Source organism: Enterococcus spodopteracolus (assembly GCF_030441955.1).
Classification (GTDB): Bacteria; Bacillota; Bacilli; order Lactobacillales; family Enterococcaceae; genus Enterococcus_B; species Enterococcus_B spodopteracolus.
In genome coordinates, this window is sequence record NZ_JARJHD010000004.1 from 64,479 (window position 1) to 83,928 (window position 19,450).

General features: G+C 36.6%; 25 protein-coding genes. 5 read left to right on the forward strand and 20 right to left on the reverse strand.

Going from position 1 to position 19,450, the window contains the following annotated elements:
• Positions 1-57: 57 nt before the first annotated feature.
• Positions 58-1,182: an AI-2E family transporter gene (locus tag P3R27_RS06960; RefSeq protein WP_034688451.1), complete on the reverse strand. Its 1,125-nt coding sequence runs from the start codon at positions 1,180-1,182 to the stop codon at positions 58-60.
• A 135-nt stretch (positions 1,183-1,317) separates the two neighbouring features.
• Here P3R27_RS06960 and P3R27_RS06965 point away from each other — a divergent pair, with 135 nt between their 5' ends.
• A complete protein-coding gene (locus P3R27_RS06965) occupies positions 1,318-1,764 on the forward strand; it encodes a GNAT family N-acetyltransferase (RefSeq protein ID WP_034688452.1) in 447 nt (148 codons plus the stop codon).
• A gap of 47 nt (positions 1,765-1,811) precedes the next feature.
• Here P3R27_RS06965 and ntdP read toward each other — a convergent pair whose 3' ends face one another.
• From ntdP to recX, 3 genes are all read right to left on the reverse strand, one after another.
• Entirely contained in the window at positions 1,812-2,345 is a 534-nt protein-coding gene (gene ntdP / locus P3R27_RS06970; protein ID WP_010735893.1) for a nucleoside tri-diphosphate phosphatase, read from the reverse strand.
• A gap of 92 nt (positions 2,346-2,437) precedes the next feature.
• Positions 2,438-3,622 carry an A/G-specific adenine glycosylase gene (gene mutY, locus P3R27_RS06975; RefSeq protein WP_301357409.1) on the reverse strand — a complete coding sequence of 395 codons (1,185 nt, stop codon included), beginning with the start codon at positions 3,620-3,622 and terminating at the stop codon, positions 2,438-2,440.
• Entirely contained in the window at positions 3,615-4,415 is an 801-nt protein-coding gene (gene recX / locus P3R27_RS06980) for a recombination regulator RecX (RefSeq protein ID WP_034688455.1), read from the reverse strand. The genes mutY and recX overlap by 8 nt, the downstream gene beginning before the upstream one ends.
• A gap of 105 nt (positions 4,416-4,520) precedes the next feature.
• Here recX and rlmD point away from each other — a divergent pair, with 105 nt between their 5' ends.
• Positions 4,521-5,897, forward strand: coding sequence for a 23S rRNA (uracil(1939)-C(5))-methyltransferase RlmD (rlmD, locus tag P3R27_RS06985; protein WP_301357410.1), 1,377 nt, complete (start codon positions 4,521-4,523; stop codon positions 5,895-5,897).
• A 114-nt stretch (positions 5,898-6,011) separates the two neighbouring features.
• Here the strand turns inward: rlmD and P3R27_RS06990 are convergent, their stop codons facing one another.
• The 3 genes from P3R27_RS06990 to P3R27_RS07000 all read right to left on the reverse strand — a co-directional run bounded on the left by P3R27_RS06990 (position 6,012) and on the right by P3R27_RS07000 (position 9,415).
• Positions 6,012-6,728 carry a YcjF family protein gene (locus P3R27_RS06990; RefSeq protein ID WP_126134009.1) on the reverse strand — a complete coding sequence of 239 codons (717 nt, stop codon included), beginning with the start codon at positions 6,726-6,728 and terminating at the stop codon, positions 6,012-6,014.
• Positions 6,729-6,944: 216 nt separating this feature from the next.
• Positions 6,945-7,523 (reverse strand): lytic polysaccharide monooxygenase, encoded by a 579-nt coding sequence (locus P3R27_RS06995; RefSeq protein ID WP_034688459.1) that lies wholly within the window; start codon positions 7,521-7,523, stop codon positions 6,945-6,947.
• Between the two features lie 341 nt (positions 7,524-7,864).
• The gene (locus P3R27_RS07000) at positions 7,865-9,415 is read right to left on the reverse strand and encodes a fibronectin type III domain-containing protein (RefSeq protein WP_301356996.1); all 1,551 of its coding nucleotides are present in this window, start codon (positions 9,413-9,415) and stop codon (positions 7,865-7,867) included.
• 367 nt (positions 9,416-9,782) lie between these two features.
• Between P3R27_RS07000 and P3R27_RS07005 the strand changes: the two genes are divergently transcribed.
• Complete coding sequence (locus tag P3R27_RS07005) at positions 9,783-10,265, forward strand: TspO/MBR family protein (protein ID WP_034688463.1); 483 nt, start codon at positions 9,783-9,785, stop codon at positions 10,263-10,265.
• Positions 10,266-10,441: 176 nt separating this feature from the next.
• Here the strand turns inward: P3R27_RS07005 and P3R27_RS07010 are convergent, their stop codons facing one another.
• The 7 genes from P3R27_RS07010 to P3R27_RS07040 form a co-directional block, all read right to left on the reverse strand.
• Entirely contained in the window at positions 10,442-10,570 is a 129-nt protein-coding gene (locus tag P3R27_RS07010) for a carbohydrate-binding protein (protein ID WP_268745022.1), read from the reverse strand.
• A gap of 102 nt (positions 10,571-10,672) precedes the next feature.
• On the reverse strand, positions 10,673-11,023 hold the full coding sequence (locus P3R27_RS07015) for a fibronectin type III domain-containing protein (RefSeq protein ID WP_271524546.1): 351 nt from the start codon (positions 11,021-11,023) through the stop codon (positions 10,673-10,675).
• The gene (locus tag P3R27_RS07020; RefSeq protein WP_271524548.1) at positions 10,953-11,147 is read right to left on the reverse strand and encodes a hypothetical protein; all 195 of its coding nucleotides are present in this window, start codon (positions 11,145-11,147) and stop codon (positions 10,953-10,955) included. The genes P3R27_RS07015 and P3R27_RS07020 overlap by 71 nt, the downstream gene beginning before the upstream one ends.
• Positions 11,126-11,314 carry a hypothetical protein gene (locus tag P3R27_RS07025; protein WP_241234795.1) on the reverse strand — a complete coding sequence of 63 codons (189 nt, stop codon included), beginning with the start codon at positions 11,312-11,314 and terminating at the stop codon, positions 11,126-11,128. Before P3R27_RS07025 ends, P3R27_RS07020 begins: the two co-directional genes overlap by 22 nt.
• On the reverse strand, positions 11,311-11,568 hold the full coding sequence (locus P3R27_RS07030; protein WP_235186321.1) for a glycoside hydrolase family 18 protein: 258 nt from the start codon (positions 11,566-11,568) through the stop codon (positions 11,311-11,313). The genes P3R27_RS07025 and P3R27_RS07030 overlap by 4 nt, the downstream gene beginning before the upstream one ends.
• Positions 11,569-11,726: 158 nt before the next feature.
• Positions 11,727-11,852 (reverse strand): hypothetical protein, encoded by a 126-nt coding sequence (locus tag P3R27_RS07035; protein WP_301356991.1) that lies wholly within the window; start codon positions 11,850-11,852, stop codon positions 11,727-11,729.
• A gap of 681 nt (positions 11,853-12,533) precedes the next feature.
• Positions 12,534-13,748, reverse strand: coding sequence for an LCP family glycopolymer transferase (locus P3R27_RS07040; protein ID WP_034688465.1), 1,215 nt, complete (start codon positions 13,746-13,748; stop codon positions 12,534-12,536).
• Positions 13,749-14,152: 404 nt separating this feature from the next.
• Between P3R27_RS07040 and P3R27_RS07045 the strand changes: the two genes are divergently transcribed.
• On the forward strand, positions 14,153-14,488 hold the full coding sequence (locus P3R27_RS07045) for a hypothetical protein (protein WP_051536175.1): 336 nt from the start codon (positions 14,153-14,155) through the stop codon (positions 14,486-14,488).
• Positions 14,489-14,586: 98 nt separating this feature from the next.
• Here P3R27_RS07045 and P3R27_RS07050 read toward each other — a convergent pair whose 3' ends face one another.
• The 3 genes from P3R27_RS07050 to P3R27_RS07060 form a co-directional block, all read right to left on the reverse strand.
• Positions 14,587-14,787 carry a cold-shock protein gene (locus P3R27_RS07050; protein WP_010735910.1) on the reverse strand — a complete coding sequence of 67 codons (201 nt, stop codon included), beginning with the start codon at positions 14,785-14,787 and terminating at the stop codon, positions 14,587-14,589.
• A 128-nt stretch (positions 14,788-14,915) separates the two neighbouring features.
• A complete protein-coding gene (locus P3R27_RS07055; protein WP_034688467.1) occupies positions 14,916-15,518 on the reverse strand; it encodes a superoxide dismutase in 603 nt (200 codons plus the stop codon).
• Between the two features lie 80 nt (positions 15,519-15,598).
• Positions 15,599-16,072 (reverse strand): GtrA family protein, encoded by a 474-nt coding sequence (locus P3R27_RS07060; protein WP_034688469.1) that lies wholly within the window; start codon positions 16,070-16,072, stop codon positions 15,599-15,601.
• A gap of 188 nt (positions 16,073-16,260) precedes the next feature.
• On the opposite strand from P3R27_RS07060, the gene P3R27_RS07065 reads away from it, so the two are divergent.
• Positions 16,261-17,067 carry a DUF1189 domain-containing protein gene (locus tag P3R27_RS07065; protein WP_034688471.1) on the forward strand — a complete coding sequence of 269 codons (807 nt, stop codon included), beginning with the start codon at positions 16,261-16,263 and terminating at the stop codon, positions 17,065-17,067.
• A 55-nt stretch (positions 17,068-17,122) separates the two neighbouring features.
• Here the strand turns inward: P3R27_RS07065 and P3R27_RS07070 are convergent, their stop codons facing one another.
• From P3R27_RS07070 to P3R27_RS07080, 3 genes are all read right to left on the reverse strand, one after another.
• The gene (locus P3R27_RS07070; RefSeq protein WP_034688473.1) at positions 17,123-18,070 is read right to left on the reverse strand and encodes a phosphoglycerate dehydrogenase; all 948 of its coding nucleotides are present in this window, start codon (positions 18,068-18,070) and stop codon (positions 17,123-17,125) included.
• A 216-nt stretch (positions 18,071-18,286) separates the two neighbouring features.
• Positions 18,287-18,589, reverse strand: a complete 303-nt coding sequence (locus tag P3R27_RS07075; protein WP_034688475.1) for a HesB/YadR/YfhF family protein — start codon at positions 18,587-18,589, stop codon at positions 18,287-18,289.
• 15 nt (positions 18,590-18,604) lie between these two features.
• Positions 18,605-19,270 carry a potassium channel family protein gene (locus P3R27_RS07080; protein ID WP_034688477.1) on the reverse strand — a complete coding sequence of 222 codons (666 nt, stop codon included), beginning with the start codon at positions 19,268-19,270 and terminating at the stop codon, positions 18,605-18,607.
• Between the last annotated feature and the right edge of the window lie 180 nt (positions 19,271-19,450).

Genomic DNA, 19,450 nt, shown 5'->3' on the forward strand with positions numbered 1-19,450 from the left:
TATCATAAAGCGATTTTCTTTGCAATAAAAATACCCATTAGATCATTAAGAAGATCATTAAGATTCAAGAGTCGTCGCAATTTTTTTCTTGTTCTCGTTTTGTTTATCTTCTTTTACGATCTTGACGACATAAGAAATGATTGTTTTACAGATCGCATAAAAAGGTACACCTAGAAAAATCCCTAGTAAACCGGCAATGTTTCCCGCAACAAGTAAAACAATAATGATCGTTAGTGGATGGATCTTCAATGATTTACCAATGACATTCGGATAAATGATATTTCCGTCTAGTTGCTGAACGATCAAAACGACCACACAACATAGCAATGCTTTGAATGGATCATTAAATACTGTCACTAAAAAGGCAGGAGCTAAACCTAAATATGGCCCTAAATAAGGAATGAGGTTAGTCAATCCAGCAATTACTCCGAAAAGGAAAGCATAATCTACGCCTAGTGCAAAATAACCTAGAAAGGTGAATGTACCAACGAATAAGCATTCGATTGCTTGGCCACTAATATAATTAGCTAACGTTTTATTCAACTGCCCTAACAACTCAACGATTTGCTCTCTTCGTTTTTCTGGAAAGAAACGTTTGATGTTCGGTACAAGTTTTTCACCATCTTTCAGCATGTAAAACAAGATGAACGGCGCGGTAATAATAACGATGGTCGCTGAAGCAATCGTTCCAACGATCGAACCTAAGCTATTAGACAAGCCACTCAGAAATTGTTGGATGATCGTGCCATATGAAATATCTAGTTGTTCAAAATATTTATTGATATCGACATCTTTGAATACGGACCATTGTGCAACTTCTCCTAACCAAGTCTCTACTTGGCGAATAAAGTTCGGCGTGTTAGAGGCCAAGGAAGATATTTGTTGGACTAAACTTGGGATGACGCTTAACAAGATCCAGATCAGAGCGGCAACTAACAATAACAGTACAATTGCTACTGCCCAGATCCGTTTCATTTTTGTTTTCATCAATAATCCAACGATTGGATTCAAAATATAATACAAAAAACCAGCAATCAAAACTGGTGCAAATAATGTGGAGAAGAATGTCCCGATTGGTTGGAAGACAAAGCTGATTTTCGAGGAGACTAAGATCAATGTTGCTAAAATCAGCAATTCAAATGACCAGAACATCAACTTTGATTGTTTTAACTTATCGAACAAATAATTCACTTCTTTCCTTTTTTAAGATAGTATATAACATTCTTTTGAAAAAATCTGTTATTTTTGATTTTATTTTATGCACTTTCCATTCCGATCACTTTACAGTATACTACTGAAAAGAAAGGTGGCTGTTTAATGAAAGTAGTTCATACAAAAGATACGATGAGTCCGATCTATCTCGATGCTGTACGTATCAGAAACCAAGTCTTCGTTGTCGAGCAAGGTGTTCCCATTGAGAGAGAAATCGATCAGGATGAGGCACATTGTATCCATTTCGTCCTTTATACAGATGCACAGGAGGCGCAAGGTACTGTTCGTTTACTACCACTCGAAAATGGCCAGATAAAAGTCCAACGTATGGCAATCCTTGCTGAATATCGTCAACAAGGTTTGGGGCAAGTCTTGCTAAGAGAAGCAGAGGCTTTTGCTAAAAACCAAGGCTTTGATACGATAAAATTAGGCGCTCAACTGACCGCTATTCCTTTTTACGAGAAGCTTGATTATCAAGCCTACGGTGAAGTCTTCGAAGATGCGGGCATCCAACATCTCAACATGAAAAAAACTTGTGAAGCATCCAAGTAAAAACAGTAAGTAAGATGAAGATTCCTTCACTTACTTACTGTTTTCGTTTACTTTTGCGACAATTGCTTGTAACGGTCATACCAAATATCAATATAGCCTTCTGAGAATGGGCCATCTCCATTATTGATCCAGTCAACCAAAATCTTCACGTTTTCTTTTAAAATGAAGTCAATATCACTTGGATAATTCATCATTTGACTATGCATTTCATATTCATCGACATCTAACAAGCGCTTCTCGCCATCAGGAAAAACCTTGATATCTAAGTCATAATCAATATATTTTAATGCTTCATCATCTAATAAAAAAGGTGAAGCCAGATTACAATAATAGGAAACCCCCTTTTCTCTGATCATTGCTATTACATTGAACCAGTATTTTTTGTGAAAGTATACAATCGCTGGTTCTCGCGTCACCCAACGGCGTCCATCAGACTCTGTTACAAGAGTATGATCATTGACACCGATCATTGAATGTTCGCTTGTTTTCAATACCATGGTATCACGCCACGTTCGATGCAATTTGCCGTCGTGTTTATAACTTTGGATCGTTACAAACTCTCCTTCTTTTGGAACTCCCATCGCAATCCTTCCTTAGCAACATTTTGTGCTTTGTGTTGGGGTGTTCATTACACCGACATCGTAATTATTATAGCAATAAAAATCATCTTTGCCTAGAAAGGATTACTATTGTTTCGATTTTTATTCAACTGCTCGACTAGCTTCATTTGTACTTTTGGGAAAACCACTTGTTTAAATGCTTCTGGTATCAGCCACTGCGTCTGTTTGCCAGTTTCAGATAGGTCTTTTTCAGTCTTAGGCAACCGACCATAAAACAATAAAACATGCCATTTCAGATGACTGAAGATATGCGTCACTTCCCCTAAGTGACGTTTTTGCCATACGATTTTATCCGCATGAGCAAAAGGCAATACTGAAGCAACATCTTCGGCGACTAAAACCTCATCAAACAAACTGATTTCGTTCTTAGGTTGCCAGTCTGCTTCTAGTTTTTCGTATACCTCTTTCGTTACTTCTGCCATCGGAAATGTCCACATATCAGCCAGTAATTTTTGGTGATCTCGTTGTTCAAAATAAAAAGCACCTTCTGCGTTTTCAATCGCTGCACAAACATAATAAACATTTCGCGGCTTTGCTTTTTTTGTTTTGACAGGATAGGCGGTTTGGATCCCTTTTTCTTTTGCTAAACAAAAAGCTTGGATCGGGCATTCCTCACATTTAGGCGAGGTCGGCGTGCAGATTGCTGAGCCAAGATCCATCAATGCTTGATTGAACTCACCCGGATGCTCTTCGTCAATGATTTTTCGCATGGCTTGATCAAATACTTTGCGACTCGATGCTTTCGCAATATCTTCTTCAATACAGAACAGCCGACTAACTACACGCATGACATTTCCATCAATCGCTGGTTCAGGTAGCCCAAAAGCAATACTTGCGATTGCCTCTGTTGTATAAGGTCCAATCCCTTTTAATGTACTGATTTCTTCCGGCGTTTGTGGCATCTTTCCGTCAAAATCTTCCATAATTTGTTTTGCAGCAGCTTGAATATTTCTGGCCCGCGAGTAGTAACCTAAGCCTTCCCAAGCTTTCAGAAGTTTTTCTTCGGGTGCTTGCGCCAACGCTTCGATGGTTGGGAACCACTCCATAAAGCGATAAAAATAATCAATGACTGTATCGACTCTGGTTTGTTGCAACATGATTTCTGATATCCAAATACGATAAGGGTCTTGATTGTAACGCCAAGGAAGATTTCTCTTTTCAAGTTCATACCATTCAATAAAACGTTCTTGAAATTCTGTTGTTTTTTCTAAGGACCACTTTTCCCATTCTCTACTCACTTGCTTCTTCTTCCTTTTCTAAAATAAAGCGCTGGATCATCTCAAAATCAAAGCCTTTTTGATAGAGACCCTGCTTTACTTTCATCTTTCTCTTTTGAGGTTCAAAGCGACTATTCTTACGCCAGATCTTCTCTCCTTGTTGTACTAAAAGCTCATATTCAGCTTCTGGATCGGTTTCTTGAGGTAAGGTTTGCATCGCTTCTTGGATCACATCATTGGTAAATCCTTTTGTCATCAATTTCTGTTGGATATTCCGTAATAGATCCTTTTGGCTTTTGGCTCGATTTTTTTCGTAAGTCTTTTCCGCTGTTTGCCGTGCATTTTCTACTTGCTCTTCAAATGGGTACTGGCTTAAAGACTGCTCGATCACTTCTGGTGAGAGCCCTTTTTGTTGCATTTGTTGAGCTAATTTTTTTGGTCCTTTATCACTCAAACGCATATTCGTTCGGACGTAACTTTCACCAAACGTCAAATCGTCAACAAGACCTAATCCTTTTAATTTTTCAATGATTTTATGACGGTCTTCTTGTCCGATCTCTTTATCTTTTAAATAGATCCGAATTTCTTTTTCCGTTCGTAATTGGTAACTCAAATAATTTAATGCTTGTTGTAAACCAAAATCATAACCTGTACTTTTTTTGATTTCAGCTAATTTATCTTCTGTCAATTCTTGTCCTTTTAATAAACGATAGCGTACTAAAATATCTTCTGATACTTGTAGTGTTTCGCCATCTGATAGATCGATCTGATAAAAAGGCCCCTTGCCTTTACTGATTCTTGCAATAGAAAGCAAACTATCCCTCCTCGAACATATATTCCTATCATAACATAGAAAATCCCCAACTTTCGCTATAATATGTTAGAATATAGCCACATAATGATAAAAAGGGAGATACCTATGCCAGAAGCAATTGTTAAAAACGGCCAAACGATCACATTAAAAATTAAACGTTTAGGGATCAACGGAGAAGGAATCGGCTACTTTAAACGCATGATCGTCTTTGTTCCGTATGCTCTTCCTAAAGAAGAAGTTCTAGTGAAGATCACCAAAGCGACCCCTCGCTATGCCGAAGGCCAACTCGTCAAAGTCAAAAAAACAAGTAGTGACCGTGTGACTGCTCCATGTCCAGTCTACTATGAATGTGGTGGTTGCCAATTGCAACATTTAGCGTACCATGCACAACTCGATTTCAAAAAAGATTTGCTTTTGCAAGCCTTAGAAAAATTCAAACCCGCCGGTTATCATAAGTATCCACTTTTACCTACGATTGGAATGGAGGATCCATGGCGTTACCGGAACAAAGCGCAATTTCAATTGAGAAAAAATAAACAGACAGATAAAATTGAAGCTGGACTCTATCAAGCCAATTCTCATGACTTAGTGGCGATTACTGATTGTTTAGTGCAAGAGCCTGCAACACAAAAAGTGATGAATACAATCGTCGATTTATTGAATAAATATGATTTACCGATTTATGATGAACGTGCGGATAGCGGAATTTTCCGCACAATCATGGTTCGAGTGGGTATACAGACAGGTGAGCTACAAGTTGTCTTTATCACCCGGAGCCAAAAATTCCCACAAAAAAATACTCTGATTCGTGAGATCAATCAACAACTCCCTGAAGTCGTTTCGATCATGCAAAACGTGCAACCTTTAAAAACCTCCCTCGTGATGGGTGACGAAACAAAACACCTTTGGGGAAAAGAAGCTATTGAGGAACGGATCAATGAAGTAACTTTTGATCTTTCGCCTCGTGCCTTTTTCCAGTTGAATCCTCAACAAACAGAAGTCTTATACGGTGAGGGAATCAAAGCTTTGGCCATCCAACCAGAAGAAACAATCGTAGATGCTTATTGTGGTGTTGGGACAATTGGTTTGAGTGTGGCAAACAAAGCAAAAGAAGTGCGTGGAATGGATACTATCCCTCAAGCCATCGCAGATGCACAGAAAAACGCACAACGATTAGGATATGAGAATACTCGTTATGAAGTGGGGACGGCAGAAGAGCTCTTACCAAAGTGGTTGAATGAAGGCTTTCGTCCGGATGGGATCATCGTTGATCCGCCACGTACTGGTTTGGATGAGCAGTTGATCCAAGCAATTTTAAAAAATCCACCACAAAAATTCGTTTATATTTCTTGCAATGTTTCGACTTTAGCAAGAGACCTCGTCCAATTAGCGAAAGTATTTCACGTCGAGTATCTGCAGTCTGTCGACATGTTCCCTCAAATAGCACGTTGTGAAGTCGTCGTGAAATTAACAAAAAAATAATTCAGTTACGCCAGCCGGAATCCTTATAAAAAATAAGCACTTTCCTCTACTTAATAGTCAAAACTATTTCCGAGGTCAATGCTTATTTTTTATTCGATTATTTCTGATCAAACCTTATTTCATTTGTTTTTTTCGTTTCAATAAAGTAAAAAGTGTTTGAACTTGCCCCTTGAAAGACATGACATCATCAAAAATATCTTCGCCATCATTCAACATTTTTACTGTGATCCATCCTAATGATTCGGTGATCGTACTAGCGACTGTTGCATTGATCGCTGCACCAGCCACTGTACCTACTGCCGGAATGATTTTAATGATATTCCCTACTGCACTTCTACCTAAACTGACAACGATCAACTCTTTTGAGACACTTTTACCTAATGATTCAGACCATGATTGTCCAAATAACTTGTGGAGACGTCCCATCATCGTTAGCTGAACAGGTACAAGTAAAAAAGCATCTGAAAATGGGATCGGTGAACAACCGATGATCGCCGCTGTCAAAGAGGCCGCATGAATCGTTGCATGGCATTTTCTACGTAAGGGTTCATCTACCCCTTTTAAGAATTCTTCAAATAAACGATCGAATTGTGTTTTACTCTTTGCTAATGTTTGTTCCGCTTTGCTTTTTGACGAATCAAAATTTCGTAAAATAGCTGAGGATGTTTTTTGAGGAAGTCTTTTCATTGTTTCAGCGAAAAAGGAAGCAAATTCTTTTTGTTCTTCAGGTGTTTGTTCCAATATTTCTTCTATTTTTGTTTCTTCATTTTCGATTACAGTATCTTCAATCGATTCTTTATTTTTCTTTTTTTTTCGTAAAATTTTTTTCATTTGATTTCCTCCGTAACCCTTCCCTTTTTATATCCTTATTTCTATCATACAATACAACCTGAAGTTCGCCAAAAAATGGGCTCCTCATCTAACGCCACACCGTTTGATTTGGGCTGGTTCGAGCATACAAATAAACACCCATGAAATGAAAACGAGAGTCACTTCATGGGTGTTCTTTTATATGATCAGTTAAAAAGAGTTCTCTTCAAGGGTTCTCTATTGAACATTGACATCAATTACTTGATAGAACGCATTTGTTGTATCTGAAATATTCCAAACAGCCAAAATCACGTTGTAGCCTTTTCTATCTTGAGGAACAGTAATTGTTTGATTTACTGTTTTTGGTGGAATTGTTGCTTTATCATCGATTTTTGTGATCAATTCAAAATCGCTGAATTTCAAAGGTTGATTTTGGTTCCAACCTGGTTTTGTAATATAGTAATCCCAAGTGCTTGTACGATGTTGTGCAGTTAAGTTCCAAGTGATATTCAAAGCACCAGAATTAATTACACTTTTATGCCAACGACTTGCTGTCTGTTCATCTAATGGTTCAAATCCACTAACACCTGCACTCGCGATTTTTCCATCGATAAATGTATTTTTAGGCGCTTCAATACTTTGTGGTTCCCATTGTGCGCGTCCAACGTTTTGATTCAAATTACCTGCGGCTGCTGTGCCAAAATAAGCACGACTCCCTGGAGATGTTACATAACCATGTGCATAACCAGATGTACCAAAACCAAACAAACCTAACATAACAATTCCTACGAACATCATAACACTAAACTTTTTCATAACTGAACCTCCTATATTTGATAGATTCATTGTAAACGTTTTCTAAAATAAAAACAAACATTATGCTTTTATAACTTTATCTCGGATAAACTAATTTTAAAAAAAGAATAAAACATTAATTTAACAAGGATTAACTAGCGGTAAAGATAGTTGATCACCTAAATATTTTTATGATATAATTAATGTTTTCTTAACATTTCAACAAAAAGAAGAGAGCTTATTTCAGGCTCTCTTCTTTTTAAGATTTATATAAATAATAACTTAAATATCATTTTTTCATATAAGTTATTAATAATTTTTACGATATATCATTTTTCTATGAAGTAATAAGTAGGGAGCGATTATTCAGTCACAAGGCTCCATGGACCATACGGGCCAGATTCACTCGGAATATCATTTTGTGTCCAATATTTTGCTTCATAGATCAGCCCTTCATATGTAACACGATCCCCTTCAAAATAAACAGTTTCAGGATCCCAAGTTGGTAGAGTAGATTCTGATTCTTCAAGTGTAGTAAAAGTATAAGTTGCTGCATCCGAAATATTTCCAGAACGGTCTTCCGCAATCACTTCAACGGTGTAAGTCGTATTGCTCTTCAAGTTTTCAAAGGTATGAGACACAGCCATTGTTGTCGCTGATACTGTTTCCCCCGCACCTGTTAATTTAAGATTATAACGAGCAATGCGATCATTATCCGTTGATGCTGTCCAATTGATACGCGCACGCTGTGTCGTAATGAAATCTGAGCCTACATTTGTCGGTGTTGATGGATTTTGTGTATCTTCAGGCATTTCGGAACCATCTGTAAATCTTTGACCGACAGTTAAGAATTCATATTGGTTTTTCACTTGCCCTTGACCACCGTCTACTTTGGCATCACGATTCATTGACCAGTATGAGACCATACCGATTTTTCGTTCTTTGGCATGTTGTACAACTAAGTTGAACATGTCTGTTGTAAAGTAAGGATGTTGTTCATTTTCAAATCCTACAGAAGGAGTCGTACCTAATTTTGCATAAGCTTGTTCATCCGTTAATGTTTTACCAGCGTATTGTTTGTAATGATTTTTTAATTGGATCATTGTATTGTCTACCGCATCTAATGAACCTTGCGCATAGTCTGTAACACTTGATCCATAACACATCGTCATGATATTCACGTTAGTTAAGTCAACACCCGCTTCCAAATAAGCTTGCAAGACAGATAATCCTGTGGAAATCAATCCTGTAGGCATAACTGGTAATGTCAACGTTACATCAACACCAGTTGCATCTTGTAATCGTTTTACCGCTTTAGCATTTGTTAAATTTTCGTGGTATCCCATAGCACCTGCTTCTACATCAAAGTCAATACGTGTAAAACCATAACCTTGGATCACTTCCATATAAGCATCATAAAGCATGTCTTCATCTTGTGCCACTTCCCAAAAGGCTCCAGAATTTAATCCACCAAATGACACAGCTGCATCTCCGCCTACTTCTCTTAACTCACGGATCGATTGCTTGATTCCTTCATATTGCCATTTGTCATTATCACTTTCACTCAAACCATTGAAGCTTCCCCAAGCCCAATCAAGTTTACCATTTTTGATTCCTCTAGTTTGCATAAATCCTAAATTAAAGAAACGTTGCCCTGTTTCTCTAGCAATTTCTGCCATATTCAAGGCACCTTTATTCGACAGTACTTCATCTGAAGTATACGCTGTGATATCTACAAATGGTGCTACGACTTGTTCTGGCCACTCGATTCCTTGACCAACACCAAAATCAGGTGTTGCGCGAACTGTTTGCTCTATTGCCGCTCCTTGCTCTTCATTTAAAAACAATGGTGCTACTAACAAGCTACACAAAGCTGCTCCAGCTAATAATTTTTTTAAACTTTTTTTCTTCATTTTTTCAAACTCTCCCCATTCAACTAATTTATTTCCCTTGTTCGTAATCGATTACAAATTTTATAATATCAGATAACTCAAAATAATATAACAAAATAAAAAAAAGAAATTAAGGTTATTTAATCGTTTTATCTCCATTTTATAGTTAAATAAAAAAGTAAAAAATAAAATGTCCGGCATTGCAAAAATGTTTGAAAATCAACACAAAAATGCTTTTAACAATGATTTAATCACCTCGTTACTAATTTATTTTGGTCAATATGTACGCTATATTAACATTTTTTAAAATAACTTAATGAATCACAAGCCATAAATAGATGCTGTTATAAATAATTATGTTAAACTGTCTAAAGAAAGGAGTTTTTTTATGGTATACACTATCAATCGATTAAAAGATTATCGTTTGTGGGTTTGCATGATCGGAATCGTTGCTTTGGGATTTTTATCTGGCATTCTTAGCGGCAATCCAGGAAAATATTATTACTCGTTACAACTCCCAGCTTTTGCACCACCTAGTTGGATTTTTGGCCCTATGTGGACGGTCCTCTATATTTTAATAGGTATTTCTTTGTACTTTATTCTAAATACACAAAATCAAAAACACCGCTCTAAACTACTATGGCTCTTTACTATTCAATTTATCTTCAACCTTTTATGGTCAGCTTTATTCTTCAACCTTGGAAATACGTTGATTTCAGCAATCGATATCACTTTATTAATGATTTTCTTAACAGCTTTGGTCTATCATTTATGGCTGCACAATCGTACAGCCATGTGGTTGACGATTCCTTACTATTTATGGGTATTTTTTGCATCTATCTTGAATTACGCGATTTTTATTTTGAATTAATCGATAGGTTTTAACTAATAACAACTTACTAGAATGAATCACACAACAATGAAAAAAAGCTACGTGAATGCCCACGTAGCTTTTTTATACGATCCTATTATTCGAATGTTTTATCCAATCTGTTTCCAAGGACCGTACAAACTAGATTCGCTTGGCTCGTTGTTATGTGTCCAATCTTACGCTTCATAAACGATCCCATTATACGTCACTCGATTTCCTTGTACATAAACTTTATTCGCTTCCCACGCGGCGATCTCATGGTCACCTTCTGGCATTCCTGAAATCAATTCCCAAGGACCATACAAACCTAACTCACTTGGAATACTGTTTTGTGCCCAATATTTGGCACGGTATAATGCTCCTTTGTAAGAAACAACATCAACACTTACGTAAACTTTTGTCGCTTCCTATGCAGGAATCTCTCCTGGTTCGCCTGGTTCTCCCGGCTCCCCTGGATCTACTACATTCGCTAAAATTGTGAATGCAACTTTTGCCGTATCCGAAATATTTCCAGAACGATCTTCAGCATTGATTTCTACCGTATATTTTATATCATCTTTTAAGTTTGTGTACGCGTATGAAAGAGAAGTAGTCGTAACATTGATCGTTTGTCCATTCCCTGCTAATCTCAAGTTATATTTTGCCACACCTTCATTGTCAGTCGTCGCCATCCAGTTGACATGCGCACTATTTTTTAATGTTCCAAACAGAAAGATTTGTCGGAACAGATGGTTTTTCTTTATCTTCCGGAGTTTCACTTCCACCGCCCTCTTTACCTTCAGCAACTGTTTCACTCACTTTTAAGAATTCAAATTGGTTCTTTACTTGCCCTTGTCCACCATCTGTTTTTGCATCGCGGTTCATCGACCAATAAGAAACCATTCCAATTTTACGTTCTCTTGCATGTTCGACAACTTGATTGAACATTTCTGTCGTGAAGTATGATGTTTTTCATTCTCAAAACCAATCGAAAGAGTTGTACCTAATTTTGTATACGCTTCTTCATCAGTCAAAGTGATACCAGCATTTTGGCGATAATGATTCTTCAATTGGACCACATAGTATGGTCGACCGCATCTAATGATCCTTGTGCATGATCAGTGACACTTGGACCATAACACATCGTCATAATATTGACATTGGTCAAATCGACACCTGCTTCTAAATAAGCTTGCAATACGGATAGTCCAGTTGAAATCAAACCAGTTGGCATAACAGGCAATGTCAACGTTACTTGCACTCCTATAGTATCTTGTAGTCGTTTGACTGCTTTCGCATTGAGTAAGTTTTCTGTATAGCCCATCGCCCCTACTTCCACATCAAAATCTACACGAGCAAAGCCATATCCTTAAACAACTTTCATATAAGCATCATAAAGCATATCTTCATCATGGCTGACTTGCCAGAAAGCACCTGTGTTCAGTTCACCAAATGAAACAGCAGCATCTACACCAACCGTTCTTAATTCACGGATCGTTTTTTTTTGATACCTTCATATTGCCATTGATCACTGTCATTCTCACGCAATCCGGCAAATCTGCCCCACGCCCAATCGATCTTACCATCTTTGATTCCTTTAGCTTGCATGAATCCTAAATTAAAGAATTTTCACCCAATTTCCTTTGCGATTGCTGCTAGATTCAACGCGCCATTATTCAATAACTCTGTATCTGACGTATAAGCCGTCATATCAACAAATGGTGTAACGACTTGTTCTGGCCATTCAACACCTTAACCTACACCAAAATCAGGTGTTGTTTTGATTGCTTGTTCTGTTGCAGCACTTTGTTGTTCATTCAAAAACAATGGTGCGACTAGCAAACTGCATAATGCAGCGTCAGCCAATAATTTCTTTAGACGAACATTTTTTTATTAATCTGTTTATCCCCTATCAACAATTTTATCTCGTGCTATGTATTTCCCTCTTACACAACGATATCATAACAAATAAAAACTAAAAATATAACATATTTAAATAATAATAATTTTTTTTATTTTGAGTATAAAAAAAAAATATATATATAAATACTCGGTTTTTATTAAATAAATGTAAAAAATATTTTAAATAAACATTTTAAAGACATTTCTGTAATCAAATTAAATCTATCGATCATTTTAATTTTTCCCGTTATAAAAAAACTAAAAACATAAAAAATAACATGATTTAAAAAATAAAACAAAAAATATCGAAACTTAAGGATGTATCCTTAAATTTCGATACCTACTCATTTTATTTTTTGTTTGAATCAGATGAACAAATCTTTGTTATTAATAGCCATTGCCTGTCCAAGTCTCTGTGCTTTGATCATTTTGTTGACCGCCATATGGGTCATAATATTGTTGCTGGTTATACTGATTTGGGTCGTAGTATTGAGAGGTGTCTTCTGAATAGACCGACTGCTGACCATACCCATCGGTGCCATATTGATTGTACGTATCCTGTGAATACTCAGATGTCTCACCGGTTGTGGTATTAGCAGCGGTATCACCTTCACCATTTTCTGAGTCATCATAAAACATCATATAGGCATTATCATTTTTTAAGTTAGGCAACGTATCACTTGGCTTGATCTCTAATTGTTTTTTCAATTGATTTTGGATCGATAATAAGTCATTTTGACCTAGTATTTGGTAGTACACATCATTGATCATCGTGTCTTTTCCTTTTAGCTGATCTTGCTTGATTGTTTGGAAAGCAGAGGTATAATTCGTTGCGATATCTAGCATGTCATCCCAATCCAAATCAGTTGTCACATTGTTACCTGCCGCATCTAAAAGTTTTCGATAATTGCTAACGCCATCAAGACTGACTACTTTATTGACAATTTTCGTCACAACTTCTCGTTGACGTGCTTGTCGGCCGATATCACCTTCAGGATCTTCATGACGCATTCTTGCATATGCTAACCCTGTTTCACCATCAACTGTTTGTTTTCCTTCTGGAACATGGACGCCATCTAGAGTAAAGTCGATTTTATTGTCGATCTCGATCCCACCTACTGCATCGATCAAGTCCTTCATACCATCCAAATTGATTGTGACATAGTGGTCAATAGGGATATCAAGTAATTGTTCAATCGAATCCATTGCCATCTCTACACCACCAAATGCATAGGCATGGTTCAACTTATCGACCGTCCCATACCCGACGATATTCGTATAGATATCTCGATCCAAGCTAATGATCGTTGATTTCTTTTGTTGTGGATTGACGGTCACGACCATCATCGTATCGGATCTTCCTTGTTCTGTTCGCCCAAGGCCTCCTGTATCTAATCCTAATAATAAAACTGAAAAGGGTTCTTGATCATCAATACTTACTTGATCGTCACGTTTTGCTGATACACGATCAGATTGTTTTGAAATCCGATTGACTGTTTGGCTCGCCTCTCCCATAAACTTGATTCCATAAGCTGAAACTCCGCCGATGAGAAGTACGATTATTCCCAATAAAGTCAATATCACTTTTTGCCACCGCTTCATACTACACCTCTATCATACATATTCTTGATTATTCTCTCATACACCTAATCATTCAGCAATCCAACTACTTAATTCTAATAAAACTTTAAAAAATAGTGTTTTTCTTCGTGATTTATATGTATTTTTTTGTAAAATTCTTAATTATCATACCATAGGGCGCATAAACAGAAAAGAAAGAAAGCAATTCTTTTTATACGTTTTATTGGATTTTTATGATTTTTGTTCAATACATAAAAAAAACTAGTTTTTTTAGCTTTGTTTATGCCTTCCTATTATGCATTTCCAGCAAAAAAAAAGCGGAGAAATCCGGAAATGAAACAACTTCTCCGTTCTCTCCATTTTTTTAATTTATTATAAGTGATTGTTCAAGTAAATATTATTAAAACAACCTAATAGCTCTCCATATGCGAGAGATCGAAGTATTTTTAGTCATTGCCCCACCGATATTTTTTGATAAAGAGATCAAAGTGAAATTAGAAAGTGATTATCCTTTAACTATCGAATTATTATATGTAAAAATTTTACAAAACCATTTACGTTTTTATTTGAATGTCCTTTTCACAAATGAATTATTGCTGAATCCTGACTTGATTATTCGTACAGCTGAGGCCACCACCAAAATAATCAGCTATGAAAATGAAATTCCTTATATTACTACCCACAATGATTTTTCTACTTCAGATAATAAGCACTTAGTCCAAAAAATCAAAGAAATTATGTATGGCAATAATCAAAATTAACTCATTTTTCTTATAACACCATTTTTTCCAGAAAGAAAAAAGAAAGAAACAAAAAGAAGATACGACAAGCCGTATCTTCTTTTTTCGTCAACATGATCTTATAATTTAGATACTTCAGCAGCTTGAGGACCACGCGCACCTTCAACGATAGAGAATTCTACTTCTTGGCCTTCTTCTAAGCTTTTGAAGCCATCGCCTTGGATTGCTGAGAAATGTACAAATACATCGTCTCCGCCGTCTACTGTAATAAACCCAAATCCTTTTTCATTGTTGAACCATTTTACTGTTCCGTGTTCCATAAATATATAGCCTCCAAAAAAGTTCTTGCAAGTAACCCTTGCAAAAACATTATACCGAATTTAGAAAACGCTCGCAAGCATTGCCCCGTTAATTTTCTAAATTCTATAGTAAATGGAAGAACGCTATTTTAGTCTGCGAAATGCTTGTTCACTTCATCCCAATTCACAACATTCCAGAAAGCTTCAATGTAATCAGGACGTACATTTTTGTATTTCAAGTAGTAAGCATGTTCCCAAACATCTAAACCTAGAACAGGTTTCTTGCCTTCCATCAATGGTGAGTCTTGGTTGGCAGTAGAAGTGATTGCAAGTTTGCCATCTTCAAGTACTAACCACGCCCAGCCAGAACCGAAACGTCCTGCCGCTGCTTTTTTGAATTCTTCTTTGAATGTTGAAAAATCGCCGAATGTTTCGTTAATTGCGTCTTTGATTGCTCCTGTTGGCTCGCCACCAGCATTTGGTGCCATGATTTTCCAGAAGAATGAATGGTTCGCATGTCCACCACCATTATTACGTACAGCAGTTTGAATGTCAGATGGAATAGCATCCATGTCTGAAAGCAATTCTTCGATTGTTTTTTCACCTAGTTCAGGATATTTTTCGATTGCTGCATTTAAGTTTGTCACATAAGTATTGTGATGTTTGTCATGATGCAAATGCATCGTTTCTTCGTCGATATATGGTTCTAATGCATCAAATGCATAAGGTAGATCTGGTAATGTGTAAGTCATAAAAAATTCCTCCTCAAATTTGTTGGGTCTCTTTACACTAAAAGAGTAACAAAGTGAGGGGAATTCTTCAATTGTTATGCCTAGTCTTCCAATTTTTTACTGGTTTTTGCTGGTTCTTCGATAATTTCTGTCTTATTGAAAATAAATAATTTGCTAAAGACATAATTTGCCAATACAACTAAGATCTGTGTAATGATTTTAGCGACATAATCATTCATTTCCAAACCATTGATCATCAAGATCATGGCGCCCATGTCTAGTCCATAAGAAACGATTCGGTAAAAAACAAATTTCCCAAATTCGATAAATAAATGCGTATAACTAGGAGATTTGGATCGAAACACCCATACCTTATTGGTGACAAATGCAAACAAAACAGAACAAATCCAAGAAATCGTATTCGATACTGGCATCGATAACTGGAAGATTTGTTGCGCGATTGCATAACTGACGAAGTTGACAATTGTTGCTAATCCACCAAAAAATAGATAGGTGAAAACTTCCCAATATCCTTTACTTTCTAAATAGCTTTTAAATTGAACATAAATCTTCATTTTTCTACCTACCTTATTTATCATTCTTTCCTATCATACTCTATCTGCTAATAATTTTCATCTCTAGGAAACAATGAACGATAAGAATATAACTTTATCTAACGTGAGATAATGTTTTAGAACTCTTGTAATTCATAGCATACTCCGCTAGAATTGCTAGTGATGACAATTCTACAGAAGGAGTAATTATGACAACAAAACAACTAATCATTAGCTCATTTGCTCGATTCACCGAGCTTAAAAATGCTAAAAACGTATCATTTGGAAAATCATTAGTCTATCTTTTATGTTTGAGTGTACTAATGGCATTACCTATTTCTTACCAAATTTTTCAAGTGCTGGACACAATCAAGTCCGATGGTCAAAAAATTGCAGCCGAAATTCCAGATTTTAAGATTCGTGATGGACAAATCGATTCACCAACAAATGAAGGCTTTATTTATCAAACAGATTCGATCATCTTTACCTTTGACCCCGAAGGAAAACGTACCCCTGAAGATGTCTCTTCAGATTTGATAGGGAATTTCCTAAGTGTCGGTCTGCTAAAGGATAAATTGGTTCTAGCTTTACCAAATACTGGCACAACTTCGGCATTGTTGAACAATAATCAGTTTGAATTTGAGTATACGAATAATGCCTTAAAAAATCTAACTGGCGAAAAATTACGTAGTACATTAAGTGAAGCAACGATCCCTTTTTGGATCAAAGCATTAGTATTTTTGATCTCCATTTATCCTAGCTTTTTAAATCTGATCATCACTTTACTTATGGCAAATTTTGCAGCTTATGTATACGCAAGATTACGTTTAGCTAAAGTAACTTTTCTTGATTGTCTAAAAACAATGATCTATGCGATATCATTACCCACTGTTATTGCAACGATCCTGATGATCTTTGCACCAACTTTTGATACAACAGCGTTTATTGCATTTGCAGGCATATTCATTTTTGCCCAAGCAGTCAAAGGCTGGCCAAAAATCCAATTACCAAAATAAAAGAATCTCTGGGAGAGGTAGTCACTACACACCTCTTCTAGAGATTCTTCTTCATTTAATAGCCTTCATTCAAATCGATTTCATTTACTTCTAATTCTGCTTTGTCTACGTAGGATTTTAAATTTGTTAGAAAAATATCCATAAACTTCATTTGAAAATGTGGTGTCTGACCTGCAATATGAGAGGTGATCAACACATCTTCTCTTTCCCATAATGGACTATCTTTTGCTAATGGTTCTTCTTCAAACACATCTAAAGCCGCAAAAGCCAGTTGTCCATCGTCTAACGCAGCTATTAAATCAGATGTTTTTACGGAAGGCCCACGTCCTACATTGATGAATAGCGCTTCTTTATCAAAAGCTTCAAATACTTTTGCGTCAAACAACCCTTTTGTCTGATCTGTCAAAGGTAAGATATTCACCACAACTGTTGCTTTCGGTAAGATTTCTTTTAATTTCTCTAATGGATAAGTCTCTTTGAATCCTTCTACTGGATGTCCAGATGTATTGATGCCGATACATTCTAAACCAAATACAGCTGCATGTTGTGCCAATTTTTTTCCAATATGTCCAGTTCCAATAATTAGTAATTTTTGATCTGCCAATGCTTGATAATGGATATCTGACCCTAGCCACTCTTTATGGAACTGCGCTCGTTGGGCTTGGAACAATCCACGAGAATAGCCTAAAATAATGCCCATGGTATGCTCGCTGATTGATTCTACATGGATACCACTCGCATTGGAAAGTAAGATATCTTTGTCAGCGAATTCGTTTAATGGAAGATTATCTACTCCAGCAGAAATCGATTGGACCCATTTTAAGCTGTCAGAAGCGAATATATCCTCTTGATAATCACCATTCCAACCGATACTGATCGCTATTTCAGAAAGTTCGTCGGATGCTACTTCCGTTTGAAATGAATATTCTGGTGCTATTTCTTTGATCTTTTCAATAAATTCTTCACGAAATGAACGTACTGAATAAATTATTTTTTTTGTCATCACACCCATCCTCTCTACTTATCAGTCTAGCTTAATTTCTTAAAAGAATGAAATATGTTGCACTTCATTCCTTGAATGACTTTTTCCTATAATGAACACAGTAAAAGTGGATCAGCGTTTGACTGTCTAAAAAAAGCCTAACAATCCGAAAGTAAGTAAAACTTACTTTTCGTTCGTCAGGCTTATTTTCCTAAAAATCAAAGACTATCTCTCACCTTATACATCTGTTGTTTCTCGGAAACGATACGTTGGTTCCTCTAATTGTGGATCATAATCAACAATCAAATCATATCCTTTGAAGAACCAATCATCGGCTTCATCAATAAAGAATAATAGACCATCGATCGTTTCTTGCTTCATCGGACGTTCCGGTAACTCCACAGACATACCGATTGAAAATCCCTCATGTACTTCTGTTTTGCCATATACTTTCCCAAAAAAACGGATACCATAATTTTCAGGTAAATCTACCTCTGCTTGAAACCATTCTTTTGCTTTGTCCGTTATTGTTAATTGCATGTGATGAGCCCCTTTTTATTGATTCATTTTATCATCAAGTATATCTACATCTTCCGTTTCTCCGATAACAAGTAAATTATCATTTTCACGTACATATTCGTCTGCGGCTGGTGACACTACGACAGAACGATCGAAGCGTCGGATGGCTACCACAGTCAAATCAAATCGCTGTCTGAAATTTAGTTCTGCTAATGTTTTATTAAAGAACTTGGGATTTGATACCCGAATCTCAGCGAGCGAGAATTTGTCTGACAGCTCTAAATAATCCAAAATATTTTTAGAAACAAGATTATGTGCGATCCGTATCCCCATATCTCTCTCAGGATGAACAACGCGATCTGCACCGATCTTTTCAAGAACACGAGCATGATACTCATTTTGTGCTTTGGCTAAGATATTCGGAACGCCCATTTCTTTGACCATCAGTGTCACTAAAATACTTGCTTGGATATCTTCTCCAATTGCTACAATCACATGATCAAAATTTCTGATTCCTAAAGATCGTAAAGTCATTTCATCTTGTGCATTCGCAACCACTGCATGTGTTGCGACATTCATATATTCATTCACTCGGTCTTCACTGCTATCAATGGCTAAAACTTCTTGACCAGCTTCGACTAACGTACGACAGATACTGCCACCAAAACGTCCAAGTCCTACGATTGCAAAATTCTGTTTCACTTTTCTCCTCCTTTTTCCATTCCATTTCAAGTATAGCAAAGCCACTCTAAAAACAAAAGCAACCCTGCTTTTCTTTATGGAAAAGACTCATTTTAATGGAGGATCAAGAGAAGGGCTACTATGGTTGATCATAGCATAGTCCTTGGTGTTTCTACTAAAAAAGTATGCCTATATCAGTAA